Here is a 21,886-nt window from a genome sequence, read left to right as displayed (position 1 = left end):
ATCCTAGAAGCCGCGCGAGCCCTGCCGGAAGCGGCGGATGCCCGGCGCGGCGACGAGCGCACAGACACCGCAGGCCGCCGCCGTCGCACCTAGCAGCACCCCCATCGTCGTCACCGCCGTCAGGGCGGCCAGCGTCGCCGGCAGCAGGAATCCGGCGTACGTCAGCGAGTAGTACACGGCGGTGAGCCCGGCCAGGTCGTGGGGCGTCGCCATCTCCTGCACGGCACTCAGCCCCGACACCATGGCGAGACCGTACCCGATGCCGAACACCGGTGCTGCGACGAGCACCGACCACACCTGCTGGTTCAGCGCAGCGGGAATCAGCAGAAGGGCGCCGAGCCCGATCAGCAGCACACCGACCAGGCCGGCGCGGCCGCGGAGTGCGACCATCAGCGGCCCGGAGAAGAACTGGGTCAGCCAGCCGAAGCCGAGGGTGATGACGGTGACGAGGGTGGCGAAGCCCACGGCGTAGCCCGACACCGCCCCGCCGACGAGACTGGGCCCCACGGCGAACGCCAGGGCGGGCGCGGCGAACACCCAGGGTGCGAGGGGCAGCACCACCGCCACGAACCGGGCGCGGGCCGGCTTCGGAATGCGCAGGTCGCCGACCAGCCGCCTAACCGCGGCGTCGAACGAGCGCGTCTCGGTCGCGACCAGCAGCCCGAGGAACGCGGCCACACACGCCGCGATCTGCACGACATACGGCAGCACGGCCGGCCAGGGAGCCCACTGTGCGAGAGCTCCGCCGATACCCGCGCCGGCGCCGAACCCGATCGTCAGCGCAGCCGATGCGCGGCGCGCCCCGGCACCGGATGCCCCACCCCGCACCGAGAGTTCTTTGATCCACGACGTGCCGACGACCATGCCGGCCGCGACACTGAGGCCGCTCACGAACCTGCCCACGCAGAGCCCCGCGAGGCTCGTGCTCGAGCACGCCAGATTGACGCTGCCGAGCACTCCGAGCGCGAGGCCCACCATCAGCACGGGCTTGCGGCCGTAACGATCTGACCATGCTCCCGACAGGGCGAATCCCGGCACGATGCCGATCACGTAGGTTGCGAGCAGAATGTCGACCTCGACCTGCCTGAACCCGTCGACCTGCCGGTAGAGCTGCATCAGGGGCAAGAACTGGTTGCCGCCCCAGGCGAGCACCACCACCGCGGGGGCGACGGCGAGCCAGGCGCGCGACGGGCTGGGCGTCGAGCGGTTCTGTGCCATCTCTTCCAGCGTAGCCCTCTGCGCCCGGGGCCGAAGTCAAGCCCGTGCGCGAGACCGCTGCGCCCCGTTGAATAGACCACCAGCGCGTAAACGCGCAGACGGCTGCACGTGAACAGGCCGCACAGAATCAGGCCACCCGGCACACGCCGGCCGACAAGCCCCCCAGATCGAGGAAGACAATGCCAGACGAACAGACCTACACCGCCCACCTCGTCGATGACGATGGAGTCGAGACCCGCGAGCTCGAGACGATCGGCGGCCTGCCGCAGAAGTCTTTTGTGCTCAGCGTCGAACGCGACGGAACCACCATCGACGTCGTCTGGGAGCTCGACCCCGACGGCGACGACGTCATCTACCGCGCCTCCTCGGGTGACGGCTACGGCGAAGGCGGAGTCACCGCCGAGTGACCTCGCCCGCAGCGCCTTCTGCGGCTACGCGTGCGCGCTCCCGGCTCTCGCCGGCCGGGGCGCTCGAACTCACCCTGCTGCTCGATGCCACCGGCGTGACCACGCTCGGGATGCTCGCCGCCCGAGCCGGGCGCCGCACCGCCGCCGAGGCATCCGTCGCATCGGGCCTACGCGCCCTGGCGGTCGTCGGCGTGGCGGGCCTCGCGCTCGCGGCCTGCGCTGTGCGTTTTGCGATCGCCGGCCCCCGGGCGGCGGGTCGGCAACGTCGCTCCTTCCGCGAGGCAGACCGCCCGGCGCCAGACCGTCCGAAGGCAGAGCGGCCCACGCCAGACCGCCCCACGGCAGACCGCGGCGTGGTGGATGCCGCACAGCGGCTCATCGTGATCGGAGCCATCATCAACACCATCGGCTCGCTCGCCGCGGCAACTCGATCGCGCCGCGACCGTACGGTGCTCGTGGCGGCGACCGCCCTGCTCGTCGGCGGCGACGCACTGAGTGCCACCTACTCGCGCTCCCTCCGGCTACTGCGGGTCTGACTGTCGCTGGCGGTGGCATCCGTCAACCCTCCTGGCCGCGACCACGCCCCACGTAGTGTTGCCCGCAGCGCACCGTGCGCCAGGACGAAAGCAGGTCATCCGTGCAGCCCTCCCCCCGACAGAGCAGCTTCGAGCGCGACCTGAAAGTCGCCATCGAGGAGTCGCGCCGGCAGCGCGGCGCCCGCCTCGACCAGCTCGTCGACGAGGTGCAGGCGCAGAATCTCTCCGCCTCGTGGGACGATCTTCAGCCGCAGCTCGCCGCTGCCATCCTCGACGCGGGCCTGCGCGAGTTCGCCCAGATCGATCGCGAACGAGGGCTCGTCGGCTGATGCTGTTCATCTTCGGGTCGAGCGTCAGCCAGACCATCGTCAACGTGGTCACGTTCGTCTGCGGCTACTGCAACACCACGGCACCGCAGCAGGTCATCCGGCGGCGCAGTCGGTTCACGCTGTTCTTCGTGCCCCTGTTCTCGTACTCGACCACATATCTGAACCAGTGCACCAACTGCGGCACGCTCACCGGTCTCACCGCAGAGCAGGCTCAGCACTCGCTCGACTGGGCCGAAGCCAACCGCTCGTAGTCGGCGCGGCCGCCTACCAGGCCGTGAAGCCCGCGTCGGCATGGATGACCTGGCCTGTGATCGAGCTGGCCGCATCCGACACCAGAAAGACGATCACTTTCGCGATCTCATCGGGCTCGAGCAGGCGACCCTGCGGAATCTGCGCCAGCCAGGCCTGCATGATCTCGGGGTTCGAGCTGCCGACGTCTTTCAGAATGTCGGTGTTGGTGTAACCGGGTGCGACGGCGTTGATTCTGACGCCCGATTGCGCCCACTCGGATGCCAGCACCTTCGCCATGTGCGCCACACCGATCTTCGCCACGTCGTACGCCACGTGGTGTTCGGGGCGCGTCGCCCGGTAGGCCGCGATCGACGAGATGTTGACGATCGCGCCGCCGCCGTGCTGCACCATGTAGCGTCCGGCCTCGCGGGCACCGAAGAACGTGCCGGTCAGGTCGACGTCGATCGTGCGCTGCCAGACGTCGTCGGCCATGTCGAGGGCGAGGGCGTCTTCGACGATGCCGGCATTGTTCACCCAGATGTCGAGTCGGCCTGTCTCAGCGGTGACTGCCTCGACGAGCGCTCGCACCGAGCTGCTGTCGGCCACGTCGACCTGGCGCGCAGACGCCCCGGCACCGAGCTCGCCAGCCGTCTGCTGGGCGGCCTCGAGGCGGCTGTCGGCGATGACGACCGTCGCGCCGAATTCGAGCAGGCGGGTGGAGGTGGCCTTCCCGATTCCGCGTGCTCCCCCGGTGACGACGGCTACTCTTCCAGACAGATCGAACACTATTCACTCCTTCGTGATGACGACGGCGTCGGCGTCGACGCTGCCCGCCCATGATGGCAGCATTAAGCGTGACTGTACAAGGGTCGCCTGTACAGTCAGGCTGACCGCAGGCCCTAAATCACCGCCCGATGATCACCAGGAGCAGGTAGGTCACGGTCGCCGACGCCAGCGCGAGGAGCACCCAGGCGATCGGCCACAGCACCCGGCCGACGCGAGTGCGGCGCCGGGGCGCCGGTGAATCTGCTGGCGTCATCTGTTCTCCGATCTCGAGGCCAGAAACCGCACGGTGTCAGTGAACGCCGTGTTCGCCTCGGGCAGGCTGAAGTCGAATTGGTATTCGTGGCCGAGCCGGTCGCCCGTGCCGTCCCACGTCAGGCTCGTCACGGGCACACCCCTTCCCGAGAGACTCGCTGCCAGCTCGTCGGCCTGGCTGCGGAACGGGTCGGCGTCACCCACCGTGATGAACGTCGGCGGATATGCGTTCGTCGCGGTTTGAGTCGTCGAGAGCTGGTCGACGGCGGCGAAAGAGGAGTAGTCGCGCGCGCCGGTGTAGGCCCAGAGGTACGTTCGCAGCGCGGGAAACCCGATTGACCCGACCGTCTGCATGTCGTACAGGCCGCAGAACAGCACCACGCCGCGCAGGTCGACCGGGGTCACCGCCGCGGCGAGGCCGACTGAATCGGCGAGTGCTCGGTTGGTCTGCACCGCCGCGAGCTCGCTGGCGATCTGCGCCCCCGCAGAGTCCCCGCCGACGAAGAGCAGCGACGGGTCTGCCCCGAAGTCGGTCGCGTGGGTGCCGAGGTACGACAGCGCGGCATTCGCCTGCTCGAGGGCGACCGGGTACCGGGCATCCGGAGCGAGGCTGTAGTCGAGGTTGGCGACGACGTAGCCCTGTGCGGCCAGCATCGTCACGTACTGCTTCACGGTGTCGGCCGAGCTCGAGATGAAGCCGCCGCCGTGAATCCAGAGCACCACGGGCAGACCCGTGTGCGGGATGCTCGGGGCGTACAGATTGAGGGTGCTGTCGGGCGTGCCCGGCGTCGGTGCCGTGATGACGACGCCGCGCGTCTCGGTCACCGTCTGGGCGATGCTCTCGTAGTCGGCAGGAGGGGTGACCTCGCTGCCGGCCTCGAAGACCGCCTTGACGATCGCCGCGCCGGGCTGAACCGAGACCTGGTACAGCCCAGCCGCGGCCGCGGCCCCCAGCACGATGGCGAGCGCGCCGAGCAACAGCCGCCGGATCCACGGCCGCCGCGTCCGCGTTGACCCCGCCAAGGCGGACTGAGCCCGCGGCCGCCGAGCCATTGCCCCCCGAACCCGCCCCCTCATGACCGACTGTCTCACACCCGGCACTCGCCCGCGTCGGTCAGACGAGGGCGAGTTCGATGAACTCGGCCACCTCGCGCGGGTGCGAGATGAACGCGACGTGCGAACCATCGATCGACTGGGTCGTCGCCTTCATGCGCTCGGCCATGAAGCGCTGGGCCTCGGGGGCGATGGAGTGGTCGTGCTCGGAGACCAGGTACCAGCTCGGAATCGTCTTCCAGCCTGCAGCCGAGGCCGGCTCGGTGTAGGCGGCCGCACTCAGGAAGCGCTGGGTGGCCTCGAGCACGGCAGAGGTCTGCTCGTCGAGGTCGCCGCAGAAGGTCTCGCGAAAGTCCTTGGCCACGTAGACGTCGGGTCCGCCGGGTGCGCCGACGGCGTCGTAGCCCGTGAACGCGATGTTCTGACCGAGCAGTGTGACCGGGAACGGCTCCTGAACGGTCTGCAGGCTCTCGCCCACGTCGAGCCCGAACGCGGTGAGGTAGACGAGCGCGGTGACGTTGTCGAGGTCGGCCGAGGCCTGAGTGATCACGGCTCCGCCGTAGGAGTGACCGACAAGCACGACCGGGCCGTCGATGGCCGAGACGAAGGCCTTCAGCGTGTTCGCGTCGATCGTGAGGCTGCGCAGCGGGTTGGCGGGGGCGAAGACGCTATGGCCGGCGGCCTTCAGCTCGGTGATGACGCCGGCATATCCGGAGGCGTCGGCGAAAGCGCCGTGAACGAGAACGACGGTGGGTGAATCGGTCATCGGGGGTACTCCTCATGCTCTGTGCGTCGGAGCCCGCGCAGACGATCGCGCTCTCCAGCCGCAACGATCAGTGGTGCGTGTGTTCGGTATCCAGTCAACGCGGTGAGTCACGGCGTGGCATCGGCGGGACCCGACATCGCATGGTGAAAACTGGACACGTGACGAACATCCGGCAGATGACCTACCAGCCGCCCGAAGGAATCGCGGCCAACGTCGAGACGATGTCGTTCGCCCGTCTGCGCGAACTCGACCAAGAGATGAGCGAGCGGGGCGACTTCTTCGTCGTCGCGCTCATCGAATCGGGGCACGGGTCGGTGGCCGTCGACTATCAGCAGTACGAGCTCGAACGGCGCACCATCGTGTGGGTCGGCCCGGGGGTCGTGCACCGGTGGCTCGACATCGCCCGCGTCGAGGGCGACATCGTGCTGTTCACGCCCACCGCCCCTGTGGCGCCGTCGGCACGCGCACTCACTGCGGCTCCAGGCACAGGCGCGGTGCGCACGGTCGACGAACGCCAGTGGCGGCTGGTCTGCCGGGCTGTTGCGCATCTTCGCTCGGAGTTCGAGGATGCCCTCGCCACCGCCGCGCCGCCCAGCGAGATTCTCGGCAGCGTGCTCTCGGCCTTCCTGCTGCGGGCCGTTCCCGCCGAGCAGGCGGTGGGTGCAGGCCACGACCTCTTCCAGCGGTTCCGCAGTGCGGTCGAATCCGATCTCGGCCGTCATCGCGACGTCGCCCACTACGCCCGAGCGCTCGGATTCTCCGAGCGAACCCTTTCTCGTGCCGCCCACTCGAATACGGGTCGAAGCGCCAAGGCCTACCTGACGGAACGGGTGGTGCTCGAGGCGAAGCGTCTGCTGGCGCACGAGCAGCTGCCTCTGAAAGAGGTCGCGCGGCGCCTCGCGTTCAGCGACACTTCGGCCCTGACCGCCTTCTTCCGCCGCGAGACCGGCATGCCGCCGGGCGCCTGGCGCGACCGCGCCGTCGGCCAGATCGCTCCCTGATGCTACTTTATGACGCCTTATATAAAGAGTCTTTACTCGACGGTATAAGGTTGTCGGTATGGAGTACCTGCTGAACCCGTTCAAGCCGGGGGCCGGCCGCATCCCGCCCGAACTGGCCGGGCGCGCCGAGCTCATCGGGCAGTACCGGCGCATGCTGTACCAGGCCCGAGAGACGGGCGAGAGCGACCGTCCGTGGATCCTCACGGGGCTCCGCGGCGTCGGTAAGACCGTGCTGCTCAACCAGCTCGGCGCCGAGGCGGCCGACCTGAAGCTGCTGTTCATCAAGGTGGAGGCCTCGAACAGCACTCCCCTGGCGTCCGCGCTGGCCAAGGAGCTTCACCTCGCCCTGCGCCGGGTCATGTCGACGTCTGACCGAGCTCGAACGGCGTGGCACGCAGCAGCCCGGGCGTTCCGGTCGTTCCAGCTGCGCGTCGACCCGACCGGCGCCTACAGCTTCGGCGTGACCATCGAACCGCAGCCCGGAGTGGCCGACAGCGGCGATCTCGCCGTCGACCTGCACGAGCTGCTCGAGCGCATCGGCCTGGCCGCTCGCGAGCAGAACACCGCCCTGCTGCTCGCCGTCGACGAGTTGCAGGAGGCTCCCGCCAACGACCTCGCCGCACTCAACCGTGCGCTGCACGGGCTCGGGCAGGCCGTCTCACCCGTTCCCGTGCTGTTCGTCGGTGCCGGGCTGCCCTCGCTGCCGGCGGTTCTGGCCGACGCGACGAGCTACGCCGAGCGCCTCTACGACTACCGCCGCATCGGGCTGCTCGACGAGCAGGCGACGACGGATGCCCTGCTGCTGCCTGTGCAGGCCAACGGCGCCGACTGGGCGAACGAGGCGCTGAACGAAGCCGTCGACGCCACCGGCGGCTACCCCTACTTCATTCAGGCGTACGGAAGCTACATCTGGGCCTCCCGCGCCACCAACCTCATCACGCTCGACGACGTGGAGATCGGGGTGGAGGCGGCCCGTGCCGAGGTCGACCGGGGCCTCTACCAGTCACGCTGGGAGCGGGCATCCGCCACCCAGCAGGCCTTCATGGCGGCCATGGCTGCCGACGCCGGCGAGCCTTCGTCGATGGCCGACCTCGTCGTGCGCCTGAACAAGCGTTCGACCACCGACATCTCGGTGAACCGCCGCGACCTCATCCGCCGCGGCCTGATCTTCATGCCGCGCCGCGGCTCGGTCGCCTTCACTGTTCCGGGCATGCACGACTTCATCCTGCGCCAGGAGCCCTGACCCCTGGAGACGCTGGGGCGTAACGGGGCGACGCGCCTGATGCGGCGGCGGGCCCGGGCGCGCTATGTTGGGGGCACACAGGCGCAGCGCACCGCTGTGCAGACGTTTTCGAGGGGATTCCGCGTGTCGAGCAACACCACACCGACCTACAGCTACGAGGCCGCAGACGTCACCGCATCGACCGTGCGGTGGTTCAAGATCGCGCTCTGGGTGGGCGCCGTTCTGTCGGTCATCATCGGCATCGTCATTCTGGCCTGGCCCGGGTCGACCCTCGAGGTCGTGGCCTTCTTCTTCGGTCTCTACTTCTTCGTGATCGGGCTCGTGCGGGTGTTCGTGGGCATCATCGACCGCGACCTGTCGACGGGGTGGCGCGTGCTCAGCGTCGTTCTCGGCGTGCTGCTGCTCATCGCGGGCGTGTTCGCGCTGAAGAACCCGGGAGCGACCCTCGTTCTGCTGGCCCTGCTCATCGGCATCTCGTGGATCACCGAGGGCATCATCGCCCTGACCCAGGTGTCGGGTGCGAAGACGAAGTGGTTTCCGATCGTCTTCGGCATTCTCGCCATCATCGCCGGAATCGTGATGATCTTCGTGCCGATCTGGTCGCTCGCCATCCTCACCGTATTCGCGGCGTGGACCCTGATCGTGCTCGGCATCGTGCAGGCCGTCACGGCGATCACCCTGCGCACCCCGAAGAACGTCTGACGGCGCGCGGCGGGGCTTCACTCCCCGCGTGCAGCCTCTGCAGTTGGCCCCGGATGACCGTGACCAACTCACCGGCGGGCTCGATCGGGTCGCGGGTCTGCTCGAGTTCGTCGATGCTCCACCACCGACTGGCGACCATGTCGACCTGCTCGTCGTCGGTCCAGCCGGCGTTCGACGGTTCGAAGTTCGTGGTGCGCAGCACGAACCACTCTTCGTAGTTGGTCTTGAAGACGCCAGGAAGACGTTCGTCGCTGAACTCACGCGACCACACCGGGGCGCCGAGCGCATCCGGAGTCACCGCGAGCCCGGTCTCTTCGAACAGTTCCCGGGCAGCACCCTCGACGTGGCTCTCGCCCCGTTCGACGTGGCCGCCGGGCGTCACCCACCGCGTCGGGTTGGTGTCGACCTGGGCCTTTGTGTAGAACAGCAGCACGCGGTCGTTCGCGTCGAAGAGCAGCACGCGCGACTTGATGAAGTCGAACCCGCTGCCTTCGGGCGCCGGCGGCTGCTGCCGGTCAGGCACGGGCGAAGTCGCTGGTGTCGCCCACGTAGCGGGTGTGCTCGGCGGGAATCGGGTCGACGGCCGCGGCGGCGACCTCGGCCGCGAACTCGGCCACGTTGTACAGGCGGCCCGCCGATTCTTTGCGGGCGCTGATGGCCCCGGGGTTGGCGCGCTCGAGCAGGGTGGCGGTGATCGTGCCTTCGATCATGTCGCCTGAGACCACCACGAACCCGATGCCCGCATCGTCGAGCTGCGGAATCATCGCGCGCAGGGCGTCTTCGCCAGCTCGCTTCGACAGGGCGACGGGCTCGTATTCGGGCATGGTCTCGGTGGTGCGGATGAAGTGCGCCTGGTGGCTCGTGACGAACACCACCCGCGACCCGGGCTGCATCAGCGGCAGCGCAGCGGTGAGCAGGTCGACCTGAGCGTCACGGTTGAGCGTGAGTGCATAGTCGGCGGCCATGCCACTCTCCATGCCGCCCGAGGCGTTGAGCACGAGAATGTCGAGGCCGCCGAGCTGCTCGCGAATCGTCTCGAACAGCTTCGCCACCGAGCCGGCGTCGGTGAGGTCGGCGCCGACCGTGAGCGCCGTCGCTCCGCCCGCGCGCAGCTTGTCGGCCAGCTTCACCGCGCGGGCCTCCTTGTTGCGGAAGTTGATGACGACGCTTGCTCCGGCCTCGGCGAAGTACGACACCGTGTCGGCGCCCACTCCCCGTGACGAACCGGTGACGAGCACGCGCTTGCCGGTCAGCGAACCGGGGGTGAGGGGGTTTGACACGACGTCTCCTTCATTCGAACGAGTGCTCTGTGCCGGCGCCGGATGCCCGGCAGAGGCACCGCATCGAGACTACCAACTGGCGGCTCTGCTCTGGGTCGGCCAGCCGCGACTACATGAGCTATGCTCAGATAATTGCTTCTGACACCCTGTGACTTTGGTTGCCAGGGCGCCGGCGGCTGATAGTTTCATTGGAGGCGACACTGTCGAAGGAGCACCTATGGCCGACTTCCTGGCTTCGTACGCGTGGGTGATCTGGCTTGCTCTCATCCTCGTCTTCCTCGTGGTCGAGACGCTGACGCTCGACCTGATCTTCCTCATGCTGGCCGTCGGCAGCGTGGGCGGCCTGCTCGCCCACTTCGCCGGTGCGCCGTTCCTGCTGCAGATTCCGATCGCCGGTGTCATCGCCCTGCTGCTGATCTTCACGCTCCGGCCGCCCCTGCTGCGGCGCCTGCGCCGGGGCGGCGACCCGACGAAGAGCAACGTCGAGGCCCTGCTCGGCATCGAGGGCCGCGTGCTGGCGCCCGTCACCACCACCACCGGAACGGTTCGGCTCAGCAACGGCGACACCTGGACGGCCCGGGTCTTTCCCACCGCGCCCGCGCAGCAGCTGCTTCCCGGCGAGACCGTGTTCGTGAAGGCCATCGACGGCGCAACGGCGCTCGTCGAACCCGACCCCCCAGAAAGGCGTGAACCGTGACCGCAACACTCGTGGGGCAGATCATCGCCCTGATCGTCGTGCTGATCATCGTCATCTTCGTGATCGTCACGCTCGCGAAGGCGATCCGCATCATTCCACAGGCGAACGCCGGCGTGGTCGAGCGCCTCGGCAAGTACCACAAGACGCTGATGCCCGGGCTGAACCTGCTGGTGCCGTTCATCGACCGGCTGCGACCGCTGATCGACCTGCGCGAGCAGGTCGTCTCGTTCCCGCCGCAGCCGGTCATCACCGAAGACAACCTGGTCGTCTCGATCGACACGGTCGTGTTCTTCCAGGTGACGGATGCCCGTGCCGCGACCTACGAGATCGCGAACTACCTCGGGGCCGTCGAACAGCTCGCCACGACCACCCTGCGCAACGTGGTGGGTGGGCTGAACCTCGAGCAGGCGTTGACCTCGCGCGACGAGATCAACGCTCAGCTGCGCATCGTGCTCGACGAGGCGACCGGAAAGTGGGGCATCCGGGTCGGCCGCGTCGAGCTGAAGGCCATCGACCCGCCCATCTCGATTCAAGACTCGATGGAGAAGCAGATGCGGGCCGAGCGGGAGCGCCGCGCCGTGATTCTGACGGCCGAAGGCACGAAGCAGTCGGCCATTCTGCAGGCCGAGGGTCGTCGGCAGGCCGAGATCCTCTCGGCCGAGGGCGACGCGAAGGCCGCCGTGCTGCGCGCACAGGGTGAGGCCGAGGCCATCACCACCGTGTTCGACGCGATCCACCGCGGCGACCCCGACCCGAAGCTGCTGGCCTACCAGTACCTGCAGACGCTGCCGAAGCTGGCCGAGGGCACGGCGAACAAGCTCTGGTTCATTCCGAGCGAGTTCACCAACGCCCTGCAGGGCATCGCCAAGGGTTTCGGCGCGAAGTCGCCCGACCTGCCGGGGTACGGTTCGTTCCAGCCCGGGGCCGCCGATGGAGCCGGCAGCGGCGACGGTGCGGGCAGTGCCGACGGCTCGGCTGCACCCGATGGCGACCCGGGCGCCGCCGCCTCGACGTCATCGGCCCGGCCGGCCGCTCCGCCGCCGCCCTCGGTGCTCGACACCCCCCTGTCAGAGATTCCGCTGGTCGGCTCGACTCCCGAAGAGTAGGGTCCGTGGCCGATCCGCAGAATACGTGGGGCGACCCGGCCGCGAGCCGGCAGCCCGGCGTACGGCTCGCAGTGACGCCGAATCGACCGCGCAGTTCGTACTTCGACTCGCCGCTCCCCCGGCTGCTCGCCCACCGCGGGCTGGCTACCGGTGCGACAGAGAACACCCTCGGTGCCCTGCGCGCCGCCGTCGACGCCGGGGCGACCTACATCGAGCTCGACGTGCACGCCTCGAGCGACGGCGAGGCGATCGTCGCGCACGACGCCGACCTGACCCGCCTCGTCGGCCGGCCAGACACGATCGCCGGGCTCACGGCGAAGCAGCTCGCCGAGCTCGACCTCGGAGACGGCTCGGGCTTCGCCACCCTCGGCGAGGTTCTGACCGCACTGCCCGAAGCGCGCATCAACATCGACGTCAAAGCCGCCGCGGCCGCCGCGCCCGCCGCGCAGGCGATCCTGGGCGCCGACGCCATCGGCCGGGTGCTGGTGACCTCGTTCTCCGGGCGCCGACGCCGCAGCGCCGTCAGACGGCTGTCTGGCGTCGCCACCTCGGCCTCGGCCGGCGGCTTTCTCGTTGCGCTGGTCGCGGCGAAGCTCGGCATGCGCCCGCTCGTGAAGTTCGCCCTGCGCGACGTCGACGCAGTGCAGGTTCCGGTGCGTGCGGCCGGGCTCACGGTGGCCAGCGCGCGGGTGGTGCAGAGCATCCACGCCGCCGGAGTCGAGGTGCATATCTGGACCGTCAACGATCCGCTGCAGATGGCGAGCCTGCTCGATCTCGGCGTCGACGGCATTGTCACTGATCGCATAGACATCGCGCTAGGCCTTGTAGAGAATCGGTCACGGTAGGAGGCTGTGCCTGTCAGTACACGTGATTTGTACCCCACTCTGGGAGTGTTCTGAGAATAGCCCAGCATGCGAATGAACCTCTCAGCTGAGGGGTTTATACAGAGGTAAGCGAAGCGGGAGGAGACCACACAATGGCAGATCGCAGCTTGCGCGGCATGAGACTCGGGGGCCAAAGCCTCCAGAGTGAAGAGGGAGTCGTTTTCTCTCCGCGCATGACACACACATATCTTTGCAGCACCTGTGGCAAAGAGACCGACATGGTGTTCTCGGCTGAGGCCGAAGCGCCCGAGACCTGGGAATGCAAGTTCTGCAGCAATGAGGCCATTCTGATGGTCGGCTCAGAGCCTGTTGTGCTCGACCGTGCTGAGGCCAAGGTGCCTCGCAGTCACTGGGACATGCTTCTCGAGCGTCGCACCCGTGCCGAGCTCGAAGAGCTGCTGCAAGAGCGTCTCGACTACCTGCGGGCCCGTCGCGGCCAGCAGAAGATCGGCGCCTGAACGATTCACACACGACGCCCGCCCCTCAGCCTTCGCAGCTGCGGGGCGTTTGTCGTTAACGCCGGTCGAGCAGCTTCGCCGAACCCCGCTGGTTGAGTAGCTCCGCAGAACCCCGCTGGTTGAGTAGCTCCGTAGGAGCGTATCGAAACCACGCCGTGCGGGTTTCGATACGCGGCTGCGCCGCTACTCAACCGGCGCGGCCGGCTGCGCCGGTTGAGTAGCGGCGCGACGCGTACGACGGATGCGCCCGGCCGCCACCAGCGCAAGCACGAGCCCGGCGACACCGAGCCCCGAGACCAGCAGCTCGATGCCCTTGCCGAACAGAGTCGCCGGCGTGGTCGTCGTCGAGAGCGGAACATCGTCGACCATCGCACCGGGCTGGTAGGGCGCGATCGAGTCGATCGTCGAGCCGTCGGGTGCGATGATCGCGCTGTGGCCGACCGTCGAGATGTTGACCACACTGCGGCCCGTCTCGATGGCGCGCAGCCGCGCGATCGCGAGCTGCTGCAGGTTCTCGTCGGTCTGGCCGAAGTCGGCGTTGTTCGTCTGGGCGAGAATCACTTGAGCGCCGTCGTTAACCATCGACGAGACCGCCTGGTCGTCGGTGATGTCGAAGCAGATCGAGATGCCGGCAATGACGCCGTTCACGTTCATCACCGTGTCGGTGGTGCCCACCTGGTAGTCGCGGGTGACCATGTCGACGAGGCTCGGTGCCAGCGCGTGAAAGAACGAGCGCGCCGGCATGTACTCGGCGAACGGCACGGGGTGACGCTTGTCGTAGTAGTCGGCCACCTGCCCGTTCTCCCAGAGCAGCGACGTGTTGTATGACTTTCCATCGCGTTCGGCGATGGTGCCGACCACCAGCGGCGCCTTCATGATGCCGCTCACGAAGTCGAGGTCTTGGGCGGCCACCGCATTCGCCTCGGGGTCGACGTCAGAGGCGTTCTCGGGCCAGACCACCATGTCGACGCTCTGCCCCTCGAGCGCCAGCGTCTCGGTGATGTGCGCGTTGAGATTGTCACCCGCCTCGACGCGGTCGAGCAGGCCCGACTTCGTGTTGCCCTGCACCGCCGCAATGCGGGTGGTGCCCTGCGTCGGGGCCGCCCACGCCGGTATCACGAGCAGCGCAGCGGCCGCGGCCACCGCGAGCGTCACGCGCCCGACCGCGCTCGCCCGGCCCTCGCGCGCGAGCTGCAGTGCGAACGCGACGAACCAGACCAGGGCGAAGCTGAGCCCCGAGATGCCGAGGTAGGCCACGAGCGAAGCGAATGGGCCCTGAGACTGCGAGAACGCCACCCTGCCCCACGAGAATCCGCCCTCGGGCGCCACGGCGGTGATGGCTTCACGCGCGGTCCACAATCCGGCGACGACGACCGGCAGGATGCCCAGCCGCCCCAGCCTCGTCGGCCACACCGCATCGGCGTAGCGGTACACCACGCCGATCGCCACGGCGCCCGCCGCGAAGAACACGGCCTCGACGATCGCCAGGCCGAGCCACGGCACGGGCCCGAGGTACAGCGTCAGCCAGTAGATGAGCGAGCCCCAGAAGGTGATACCGCCGACCAGCCCCACGAGCAGCGCCCCGCCCCAGCTGCGGCCGACCAGGCCGAGCAGCAGCAGCGCCACACCGAGCAGGGTCAGGGGCCAGATATCGGTGCCGGGAAATCCGTCGGCCAGGGCCACGCCCGCGGCGACCGCCGTCAGGCAGGCGAGCCAGAGCGGCAGAATCGGTGCGGTCATGGCCGGCCGGGCATCCGCCAGTCGCGTGCCGAGCCGTGTCTTCGACAGACGTCGCAGCACCGAGCGGGGTACGTGCCCGTCGACGGCGGGGCGCGCGAGTTGCGTGGTCATAGTCAGTTTCTAGTGCCTCAGGCTGAGTGTCTCATGCGATCTGCTGCATCGGTTCGCGGGGTGGCTCAGGCGACCGACGAATAGGCGACGATGCCGCGTTTGACGAGGTCGAGCGCAGCGCGAGCCGTGGTGGCGACCTTCACATCGGGTAGGTTCTGCAACTGGTCGAGCAGGTCGATGGTCTGCTTGGTCCAGCGCACGAAATCGCCGGCCGCGAGGTCGGCGTCGAAGAGCACGGTGTCGAGGCTGGCGCCGCGCGCCCACTCGTTCATCGGTTTGGCGAGCCCCACCGAGAGGGGCGACGAGCCGGGCAGTCGGTGCCGCGTCTCGAGCTCCTGCAGGTCGTGCCAGAGCTCGTTGGTCTTCTCGAGCGCGCCTCGAAAGGGCCCGCGTGGAAGGAAACGCTCGGGAATCTCGCTCTCGTCACGACGCGGCTCGTACACCAGCGAGCAGGCCATCGCGGCGAGCCCGGCCGGGTCGAGGTTCGACCACACGCCACGCCGGATGCACTCCGCCACCAGCAGGTCACGCTCGCCGTAGATGCGCTTGAGGTTCTTGCCGGTGTCGGTGAGCGTGAGCTCGCCCTCAGCATCGGCGCTGAGGTACTCGAGCTGCAGCAGCACCTCGGTGATGCGGTCGAACACTTTCGCGATGGCTCCGGTGCGGTTGTTGATCTGGGCGACCAGGTGGTCGGTCTCGCGCTTCAGCCGATACCAGCGCTCGGCCCAGCGGGCGTGGTGCTCGCGGTCGGGGCAGTGATGCACCGGGTGCGCCTTCATGCGCCGGCGCAGCTCGGTGATCTTCTTCTGGCGGCTGTCGCGCTCGGCGCGCGACTGGATGTCGGCTCGGCCCGCACCCGATCGCTCGACGTCGCTCAGCTCACGCCGCAGCGCCGCGTACTCGCCGAAGTCGCCGAGGTGACAGGTCATCGCCTTCTCGTACCCGGCCAGTGTCTCCTCCTGCTGCCGCACCTTGCGGGCAAGGTCGACGACGGCCCGGTCGGCCTGGAACTGGGCGAACGACAGCTCGAGCGATTCCCTAGTTCGCAGCCGCCCGAACCGGTCGATCAGGTTGACGGCCATGTTGTAGGTCGGCTTGAAGCTCGAATTGAGCGGGTAGCTGCGCCGGGAGGCGAGCGAGGCGACCGCCTGCGGGTCGAGGCCGTCGCGCCACTGGATGACCGAGTGCCCCTCGACGTCGATGCCGCGTCGCCCGGCCCGGCCGGTGAGCTGGGTGTACTCCCCCGGCGTGATGGGCACGCGGCCTTCGCCGTTGAACTTCTCGAGGCTCTCGAGCACCACCGTTCGCGCCGGCATGTTGATGCCCAGCGCCAGGGTCTCGGTGGCGAAGACGACGCGAACCAGCTTCTTCTGGAAGAGCTCTTCGACGACCTCCTTGAACGCCGGCAGCAGCCCTGCGTGATGCGCCGCGACACCGCGTTCGAGGCCCTCGAGCCATTCCCAGTAGCCGAGCACGGCGAGGTCTTCGTCGAGCAGCGTGCGGCACCGCTCATCGACGATGTAGCGGATCTCTTCGCGCTCTTCGGCGGTGGTCAGCCGCACCCCGGCGCGCAGCACCTGTTTGACCGCCTGGTCGCAGCCGTTGCGGCTGAAGATGAAGAAGATGGCCGGCAGCAGGTTGTGCTCGTCGAGCAGGTCGGTGATCTCGGCCCTGTCCATGCGGGCGCTCTCGCTGATCTGCGGCCGGTAGCGCGACTTGCCGCCGCGCCCGCGGTTGTCGTTGCGGTTGCGCGAGACGGGGGCCCCGGCCGAGCGGGCGATGCGCATGAGTTCGGGGTTCACCCGACTGGTGGTGGCCTGGCCGGTGCCGTCGAACAGGTCGAGCAGCTTGTGGCGCACCAGCATGTGCTGGTCGAGCGGCACGGGCCGCTCTTCTGACACGATCACCTCGGTGTCGCCGCGCACGGCCTGCAACCAGTCGCCGAACTCCTCGGCGTTCGACACGGTCGCGCTCAGCGACACCATGCGCACCGACGAGGGCAGGTGGATGATCACTTCCTCCCACACTGCGCCGCGAAACCGGTCGGCGAGGTAGTGCACCTCGTCCATCACGACGAAGGCCAGGTTGCTGAGCAGGTCGGAGCCGGCGTAGAGCATGTTGCGCAGCACCTCTGTGGTCATCACCACGATGCGCGCCTGCGGGTTGATGTTGGTGTCACCGGTGAGCAGCCCCACGTCATCGGGCCCGTACTCGGCCACGAACTCCTGGAACTTCTGGTTGCTCAGGGCCTTGATCGGCGCGGTGTAGAACACCTTCGCCGATCGCTGCTTCATCGCCATGAACACCGCGAATTCGGCGACGATGGTCTTGCCGGCTCCGGTGGGGGCGGCCACGAGAACGCTGTTGCCCGCTTCGAGCAGGGTGCACGCCTCGACCTGAAACGGATCGAGATCGAACTTCAGCCCCTGGCGAAAGTCGTCGACGATCGGGCTGCCGACCTTCTTCTTGCTCAGCGCATACCGTTCGGCCGGAGAGAGAATGGCCTCCGACGCCATTACGGCACGACCAGTTCGGAGTCGAACTTCTCCTGCCGTTTCGCCTTGCGCCGGTCGTGCACCGAGGCGACGAGCGCCGCCGAGTAAAACAGCACGATCATCGGAATGGCCAGCAGGAACATCGAGAAGACATCGGCGGCCGGTGTCGCGATGGCCGTGAACAGGATGATCACGAGAATGGCGATGCGCCACGATTTCAGAATCGACTTCGCGCTCAGGATGCCGGCGAAGTTCAGCAGCACCAGCAGCACCGGCATCACGAAGGCGATACCGATGGCTATCACGAGCTTCAGCACGAACGAGTAGTAGGTCTGGGCGCTGATGATCGCCGTGGTGTCTTGCGGGGCGAACCCGGTGAGCAGCGACACCATGTGCGGCAGCACGTACCAGCCGGCGGCACAGCCCAGCAGGAACAGCGGGATGCTCGTGAGCACGAACCCGACGCCGTACTGCTTCTCTTTGCGCGTGAGCCCCGGAACGAGGAAGGCCCAGATCTGGTAGAGCCAGATGGGCGACGAGATGACCACACCGACGGTGATGGCGATCTGTAGGCGCAGGTCGAAGGCCTCGGAGATGTCGGTGAAGTTCAGTGACGCGACCCGGCCCTGCGAATCGACGATGGCACTGACGGGCGAGCTGAGGGCGACCAGGATCTGGTCGGAGAGCAGCCAGCCGACGATCGACCCGATGGCTATGCCGAGGATCGCCCGGAAGATGCGTTTACGAAACTCGACCAGATGCTCACCGAGCGACATTCTGCCGTCACGGTTCTTGGCATTCTTCTTGGGCCGGGTTTTAGGCTCTATTGCCACCGGCTGCAGACCCTCGGCGCTCAGGCTTTGGGCTGGGTGGTGTCGACCGGAACGCCGTTGAGGGTTGCCGTTGTCGGGGCCGGGGGCTGCTGGGCGGGCACGTAGCCGACCGGGGCCTGAGGCGCGGGTGCCTGGACGACGGTCGGCGCGGCGAGGGGCGCCGGGTCGGCGATGGTCGAAGCATTCTCGGCGTCGGCCTTCGGATCGTCGGTCTTCATGGTCTTGACTTCACTCTTGAAGATGCGCATCGACTGGCCGACGCTGCGGGCGAGACCGGGGAGCTTCGGAGCACCGAAAAGCAGGAGCACGATGGCGAGAATGACAATCAGGTGCCATCCCTGAAGGTTACCGAGCATGGGGCCACGTCCTTTGTCTGTAATCGGTTCGTACGAGAAGTTTACCCCGAAGGAGCACTTTCTCCCTGCGAACTTGCTTGCGGTCTTCTCTGCGCTGCTGGTATGCATCGCGTCGGCGAGAGACGGCGGGGTACCCCTCCAGAATAGCGTTGGGCAGATTCCGCTCGGGAGCCAACGCTGTTACGTTGTCGTTAACTTTGGCGATCTGGTCGCCCAACCGTGCAAGTTCGGCCAGAACAGCCGTCGCCTTGCGGAAGAGCCGGTACCCGGCGAGGGCGAGCATGCCGAACAGGCCGAGCGTCAGCCCGACCCAGATGACGACCCACGACCACCACGGCATACCCGAATCCTAGTCGTCGTACGCGGCCAGCGCGGTGGCCGCCCAGTCGTGCACGGCCCGCCGGGCATCGGGCGGGCCGACGACGCGCACCACCCCGGGCAGGCTCGCAACGAGTCGCTTCAGGCCGTGGATGTGCGCCACGCGCACCGTCACCTGGGTCAGCGCGCCGCGCGACACCTGTGGCTCGCCCTCGGCCAGGTACTCCCCCAGCAGCCCGATCGCGGCGGGCAGCACCTCGAGCACGACGCCCTGGGTCTCGCCCGACCCGTCGAACAGGCTGTCGGGCAACGAGAGGTCGCCGGGGCTGTAGGTGTTCGGGGCATCCGTCTGCGTGAGATCTGCCATGCGGTCGAGCCGGAAGGTGCGGATGCCCTGCCGGGTGTGGCACCAGCCGCGCAGGTACCAGTCTTCGTTGTTCGAGTCGATGCGCAGCGGATCGACGATGCGATGCTCGCGGTCGCCGCGCGAACTGACGTAGTCGAATTCGATCTGGGTGCCGGCCGCGACGGCCGAACGGATGACCAGCAGGCTGTCGCTCGCCTCTGACGGCGCCACGGCCACCTGGCTGGGCGCCTCGCTCGACCCGCGCGAGAGCTTGGCCATCAGCGACGACAGCACCGCGCTGTCGAGGGTCTCGGGCAGCGCCTGCAGGTACTGCAGTCCGGCGATGAGGGCCGCGGCCTCGCGCGCCGAGAAGCGCGGCGAGTCGTCGAGGGCCACCCGGTGGGTGATCTGAATCTCGTCGCTGTCTTCGAAGTCGTCCCACGCGATGTCGAACAGGTCGCCGTGCTGGTACTGCGCCGTCTCGCCCGGCACGCCCGACACGGCGATGAGGCGCACGGCCTCACGCACCTGCTCCTCGCTCACGTCGAAGTGGCGGGCGGCCTCGTTCACCGACACGCGGTCGCGATCGAGCAGGTAGGGCACGAGCGAGAGGAGGAAGGCGAGCTTGTCTTGAGCGTGCACGAACGAGGTGCGGTCAGACGGTCTCTGCGGCATGAACCCGTCCCTCCTCAGGTTGGTGCGTCGCGACGACGAGTTCGAGCCGCCTGCGCACGGCCTCGGCCAGCTCGGTCGGCGCCGTGACGAACACCTCTGGCCCGAAACCCGCGAGTTCGTCGGCGAGCAGGTGCAGGTCGGTGAAGTGCAGCGCGAGCATCCCGTCGCCCGCGCGCCGGCTGCCCCTTCGCTTCAGCAGCCGGGTCTCGGCGTCGGAGTTCGGGCGCACCCGCACCTCGGCCTCGTTGCGCCGCCAGATGGCGTCGAGCTGGGCGAGCGCGTTCTCGGCCGAGTGCTCTTCGACCACATCGAACGTGGTACGGGTGCGGGTGACCGGGCCGATGATGCGCGAGAGCAGGAAGGTGCGGGGCTCGCCCACGTTCTGGTCGATGCCGGTGACGTGCCAGCGCCCTTCGTGCTGCACGACGGCCAGCGGTGCGACCGTTCTCTCGCGCGGCGACAGATCGCCCGGCTTCAGGTACGAGAAGCGCACCAGCACGCGGCGGCTGAGGGCGTCGGTCAGGGGGTCGAAGGCGGCCTCTCGGGTGCGGATGCGCGGGGCATAGCCGAGTACAGGCTCGGTGGAGTCGACCCCGAGCGACTGCAGCTTGAGCAGCGCGTGCCGCGACTCACGCGACAGCGAACCCTCACGCCAGGCGAGCGCGGCGAGATTGAGCAGGGCGATCTCGTCAGACGAGAACGAGATGTCGGCGGGCAGGTCGTAGGCGCCCTTCGGTATGCGATAGCGCAGGTTGTGGTTGCTGCCGGGCTCGTCGAGCGGCTCGATGGTCTCGAGCGGCACGCCGAGTTCGCGGATGTCGTCTTTGTCGCGCTCGAACTGGCGCTCGAGGCTCGCGTTCTCACCCGAGAAGGCGTACTTCTGCCGATAGCCCTGAACGGTCGAGAGGATCTCGTTCTTCGTCAGCCCCGCATCGCTCGCAAGCAGCGCTAGCACGAGGCTGAAGAGCCGCTCTTCGACGGGAACAGGCGCTGCCCCGGTGCTGTCAGTACCCACCCCAGAATTCTACGGTGGGTGCCGTGCGAACCGGCACAATTGCGCTGACGGCGCACCGACCGGCGCGCCCGGTGCGCTACTGGGTCGAGGAGACGACCGGGGTGACGCCGAGCACGTCGACGACGTAGACAGTCGGGTCGCCGGTGGTCGAGCCGTCGGTGACCGTGGGCGGCACGATCGAGATGTACTGCGAACCGACGGTCTGGCCGACGAGGTCGGGCACCTTCGAACTGCCGTCGGATGCGGCGGTCACCTGGGTGGGCGATCCGTCGCTCCACGTCGAGCCGGTGACGGCCTTCGTGTTCCACGACACGGCCGTGTACTGTACCCAGACGCCGTCGCCGGCGGCGACGGTCGCCCCGTCGCCCCTCTTCAGCACCGCGGTCGAGGCGGTGGTCGGTACCGAGCCCGAGGGAATGGTGATGCCGGGGCGGCCGTCGGGGCCGAGCGCGACGCTCGGGAACCCCGCCTGCGCGGGCTGCACCGCACCGTCGGCGCGGGCCGGCAGGGCGCCCTTGACGTCGACGATCATGACGACCGAGTCGGTGGGGATGCCGCTGGTGCTCGAGGCCGGGTCGACCTCTTCGGACGGCGGAATGGCGATGGCGAGGCGCGAGCCCTCTGTGGCGCAGGTCAGCGCGGTGCGCAGGCCCGGCAGGTTGATCGACGAGACCGGGGCGATGACGTACGACGATCCGTCGAAGGGCGTCTTGCTGCTGATCGCACCGGTCGTTCCGTCGGCGAGGATGTAGTCGAGGCTGACGACGCCGCCGGCGGGAAGTGTGGCGCCGGTGCCCTTGATGAGTGTGGTCACCTGTGTGGTCTGCAGGTCGACGGGGGTGTTCACCGTCAGCGTGGGGGCGGTGCCGAACGTGCCGGCCGGGTTCTGCGGGTCGGTCGTGGCAGAGATGAGGTCTGAAGCGGCCCCGGCAGTCGCGGGCGGCGTGCATCCCGCGGCAGCGGAGTCTGAACTCGAGCTGCACCCGGCCAGGGCGACGAGCAGGCCGGTGGCCACGATGAGCGCGACAGACTTACGCACGGATCCTCA

Annotated in this window: 26 protein-coding genes; 11 read left to right on the top strand and 15 right to left on the bottom strand. The window is 68.2% G+C overall.

Going from position 1 to position 21,886, the window contains the following annotated elements; all coding sequences use genetic code 11:
• Window positions 1-3: 3 nt before the first annotated feature.
• Complete coding sequence (locus tag V3W46_RS18955) at window positions 4-1,218, bottom strand: MFS transporter (RefSeq protein WP_331784694.1); 1,215 nt, start codon at window positions 1,216-1,218, stop codon at window positions 4-6.
• A 179-nt stretch (window positions 1,219-1,397) separates the two neighbouring features.
• Between V3W46_RS18955 and V3W46_RS18950 the strand changes: the two genes are divergently transcribed.
• The 4 genes from V3W46_RS18950 to V3W46_RS18935 all read left to right on the top strand — a co-directional run bounded on the left by V3W46_RS18950 (window position 1,398) and on the right by V3W46_RS18935 (window position 2,741).
• A complete protein-coding gene (locus V3W46_RS18950; protein WP_331784693.1) occupies window positions 1,398-1,625 on the top strand; it encodes a hypothetical protein in 228 nt (75 codons plus the stop codon).
• Complete coding sequence (locus tag V3W46_RS18945) at window positions 1,622-2,161, top strand: hypothetical protein (protein WP_331784692.1); 540 nt, start codon at window positions 1,622-1,624, stop codon at window positions 2,159-2,161. Before V3W46_RS18950 ends, V3W46_RS18945 begins: the two co-directional genes overlap by 4 nt.
• 101 nt (window positions 2,162-2,262) lie before the next feature.
• Window positions 2,263-2,490, top strand: a complete 228-nt coding sequence (locus V3W46_RS18940; RefSeq protein ID WP_331784691.1) for a hypothetical protein — start codon at window positions 2,263-2,265, stop codon at window positions 2,488-2,490.
• The gene (locus V3W46_RS18935; RefSeq protein ID WP_331784690.1) at window positions 2,490-2,741 is read left to right on the top strand and encodes a zinc-ribbon domain-containing protein; all 252 of its coding nucleotides are present in this window, start codon (window positions 2,490-2,492) and stop codon (window positions 2,739-2,741) included. The genes V3W46_RS18940 and V3W46_RS18935 overlap by 1 nt, the downstream gene beginning before the upstream one ends.
• Before the next feature lie 13 nt (window positions 2,742-2,754).
• On the opposite strand, the gene V3W46_RS18930 is transcribed toward V3W46_RS18935, so the two are convergent.
• The 4 genes from V3W46_RS18930 to V3W46_RS18915 form a co-directional block, all read right to left on the bottom strand.
• The gene (locus V3W46_RS18930) at window positions 2,755-3,507 is read right to left on the bottom strand and encodes an SDR family NAD(P)-dependent oxidoreductase (protein WP_331784689.1); all 753 of its coding nucleotides are present in this window, start codon (window positions 3,505-3,507) and stop codon (window positions 2,755-2,757) included.
• Window positions 3,508-3,625: 118 nt separating this feature from the next.
• A complete protein-coding gene (locus V3W46_RS18925; protein WP_331784688.1) occupies window positions 3,626-3,760 on the bottom strand; it encodes a hypothetical protein in 135 nt (44 codons plus the stop codon).
• Window positions 3,757-4,737 carry an alpha/beta hydrolase gene (locus tag V3W46_RS18920; protein ID WP_331784687.1) on the bottom strand — a complete coding sequence of 327 codons (981 nt, stop codon included), beginning with the start codon at window positions 4,735-4,737 and terminating at the stop codon, window positions 3,757-3,759. The genes V3W46_RS18925 and V3W46_RS18920 overlap by 4 nt, the downstream gene beginning before the upstream one ends.
• Before the next feature lie 136 nt (window positions 4,738-4,873).
• Window positions 4,874-5,578, bottom strand: coding sequence for an alpha/beta fold hydrolase (locus tag V3W46_RS18915; RefSeq protein ID WP_331784686.1), 705 nt, complete (start codon window positions 5,576-5,578; stop codon window positions 4,874-4,876).
• A gap of 158 nt (window positions 5,579-5,736) precedes the next feature.
• Here V3W46_RS18915 and V3W46_RS18910 point away from each other — a divergent pair, with 158 nt between their 5' ends.
• The 3 genes from V3W46_RS18910 to V3W46_RS18900 all read left to right on the top strand — a co-directional run bounded on the left by V3W46_RS18910 (window position 5,737) and on the right by V3W46_RS18900 (window position 8,524).
• Window positions 5,737-6,579 (top strand): AraC family transcriptional regulator, encoded by an 843-nt coding sequence (locus tag V3W46_RS18910; protein ID WP_331784685.1) that lies wholly within the window; start codon window positions 5,737-5,739, stop codon window positions 6,577-6,579.
• A gap of 58 nt (window positions 6,580-6,637) precedes the next feature.
• Window positions 6,638-7,822 carry an ATP-binding protein gene (locus V3W46_RS18905; protein ID WP_331784684.1) on the top strand — a complete coding sequence of 395 codons (1,185 nt, stop codon included), beginning with the start codon at window positions 6,638-6,640 and terminating at the stop codon, window positions 7,820-7,822.
• A 123-nt stretch (window positions 7,823-7,945) separates the two neighbouring features.
• A complete protein-coding gene (locus V3W46_RS18900) occupies window positions 7,946-8,524 on the top strand; it encodes an HdeD family acid-resistance protein (protein ID WP_331784683.1) in 579 nt (192 codons plus the stop codon).
• Here the strand turns inward: V3W46_RS18900 and V3W46_RS18895 are convergent.
• Entirely contained in the window at window positions 8,496-9,047 is a 552-nt protein-coding gene (locus V3W46_RS18895; protein ID WP_331784682.1) for an NUDIX hydrolase, read from the bottom strand. The genes V3W46_RS18900 and V3W46_RS18895 overlap by 29 nt on opposite strands.
• A complete protein-coding gene (locus V3W46_RS18890) occupies window positions 9,040-9,804 on the bottom strand; it encodes an SDR family oxidoreductase (protein WP_331784681.1) in 765 nt (254 codons plus the stop codon). Before V3W46_RS18890 ends, V3W46_RS18895 begins: the two co-directional genes overlap by 8 nt.
• Window positions 9,805-10,021: 217 nt before the next feature.
• Between V3W46_RS18890 and V3W46_RS18885 the strand changes: the two genes are divergently transcribed.
• The 4 genes from V3W46_RS18885 (at window position 10,022) to V3W46_RS18870 (ending at window position 12,949) form a co-directional block, all read left to right on the top strand.
• Window positions 10,022-10,501 carry an NfeD family protein gene (locus tag V3W46_RS18885; protein ID WP_331784680.1) on the top strand — a complete coding sequence of 160 codons (480 nt, stop codon included), beginning with the start codon at window positions 10,022-10,024 and terminating at the stop codon, window positions 10,499-10,501.
• Between the two features lie 29 nt (window positions 10,502-10,530).
• The gene (locus V3W46_RS18880; RefSeq protein ID WP_443070016.1) at window positions 10,531-11,607 is read left to right on the top strand and encodes an SPFH domain-containing protein; all 1,077 of its coding nucleotides are present in this window, start codon (window positions 10,531-10,533) and stop codon (window positions 11,605-11,607) included.
• A gap of 5 nt (window positions 11,608-11,612) precedes the next feature.
• Complete coding sequence (locus tag V3W46_RS18875) at window positions 11,613-12,452, top strand: glycerophosphodiester phosphodiesterase family protein (RefSeq protein WP_331784678.1); 840 nt, start codon at window positions 11,613-11,615, stop codon at window positions 12,450-12,452.
• Window positions 12,453-12,583: 131 nt separating this feature from the next.
• A complete protein-coding gene (locus V3W46_RS18870; protein ID WP_331784677.1) occupies window positions 12,584-12,949 on the top strand; it encodes an RNA polymerase-binding protein RbpA in 366 nt (121 codons plus the stop codon).
• A gap of 183 nt (window positions 12,950-13,132) precedes the next feature.
• Here V3W46_RS18870 and lnt read toward each other — a convergent pair whose 3' ends face one another.
• From lnt to V3W46_RS18830, 8 genes are all read right to left on the bottom strand, one after another.
• Window positions 13,133-14,800 carry an apolipoprotein N-acyltransferase gene (gene lnt / locus V3W46_RS18865; protein ID WP_331784676.1) on the bottom strand — a complete coding sequence of 556 codons (1,668 nt, stop codon included), beginning with the start codon at window positions 14,798-14,800 and terminating at the stop codon, window positions 13,133-13,135.
• A 65-nt stretch (window positions 14,801-14,865) separates the two neighbouring features.
• A complete protein-coding gene (locus V3W46_RS18860; protein WP_331784675.1) occupies window positions 14,866-17,316 on the bottom strand; it encodes a DEAD/DEAH box helicase in 2,451 nt (816 codons plus the stop codon).
• Window positions 17,316-18,128, bottom strand: a complete 813-nt coding sequence (gene tatC / locus V3W46_RS18855) for a twin-arginine translocase subunit TatC (protein WP_331784674.1) — start codon at window positions 18,126-18,128, stop codon at window positions 17,316-17,318. Before tatC ends, V3W46_RS18860 begins: the two co-directional genes overlap by 1 nt.
• 20 nt (window positions 18,129-18,148) lie before the next feature.
• Window positions 18,149-18,484: a Sec-independent protein translocase subunit TatA gene (gene tatA / locus V3W46_RS18850; protein WP_331784673.1), complete on the bottom strand. Its 336-nt coding sequence runs from the start codon at window positions 18,482-18,484 to the stop codon at window positions 18,149-18,151.
• A complete protein-coding gene (locus V3W46_RS18845) occupies window positions 18,474-18,824 on the bottom strand; it encodes a hypothetical protein (protein ID WP_331784672.1) in 351 nt (116 codons plus the stop codon). Before V3W46_RS18845 ends, tatA begins: the two co-directional genes overlap by 11 nt.
• A gap of 9 nt (window positions 18,825-18,833) precedes the next feature.
• Window positions 18,834-19,823: a helix-turn-helix transcriptional regulator gene (locus tag V3W46_RS18840; protein ID WP_331784671.1), complete on the bottom strand. Its 990-nt coding sequence runs from the start codon at window positions 19,821-19,823 to the stop codon at window positions 18,834-18,836.
• The gene (locus V3W46_RS18835) at window positions 19,804-20,838 is read right to left on the bottom strand and encodes a helix-turn-helix transcriptional regulator (RefSeq protein ID WP_331784670.1); all 1,035 of its coding nucleotides are present in this window, start codon (window positions 20,836-20,838) and stop codon (window positions 19,804-19,806) included. The genes V3W46_RS18840 and V3W46_RS18835 overlap by 20 nt, the downstream gene beginning before the upstream one ends.
• 76 nt (window positions 20,839-20,914) lie before the next feature.
• Complete coding sequence (locus tag V3W46_RS18830) at window positions 20,915-21,877, bottom strand: FKBP-type peptidyl-prolyl cis-trans isomerase (RefSeq protein WP_331784669.1); 963 nt, start codon at window positions 21,875-21,877, stop codon at window positions 20,915-20,917.
• Between the last annotated feature and the right edge of the window lie 9 nt (window positions 21,878-21,886).

This window comes from Subtercola sp. YIM 133946 (assembly GCF_036553535.1).
GTDB lineage: Bacteria > Actinomycetota > Actinomycetes > Actinomycetales > Microbacteriaceae > Subtercola.
This window is presented reverse-complemented; position numbering and strand designations above follow the sequence as displayed.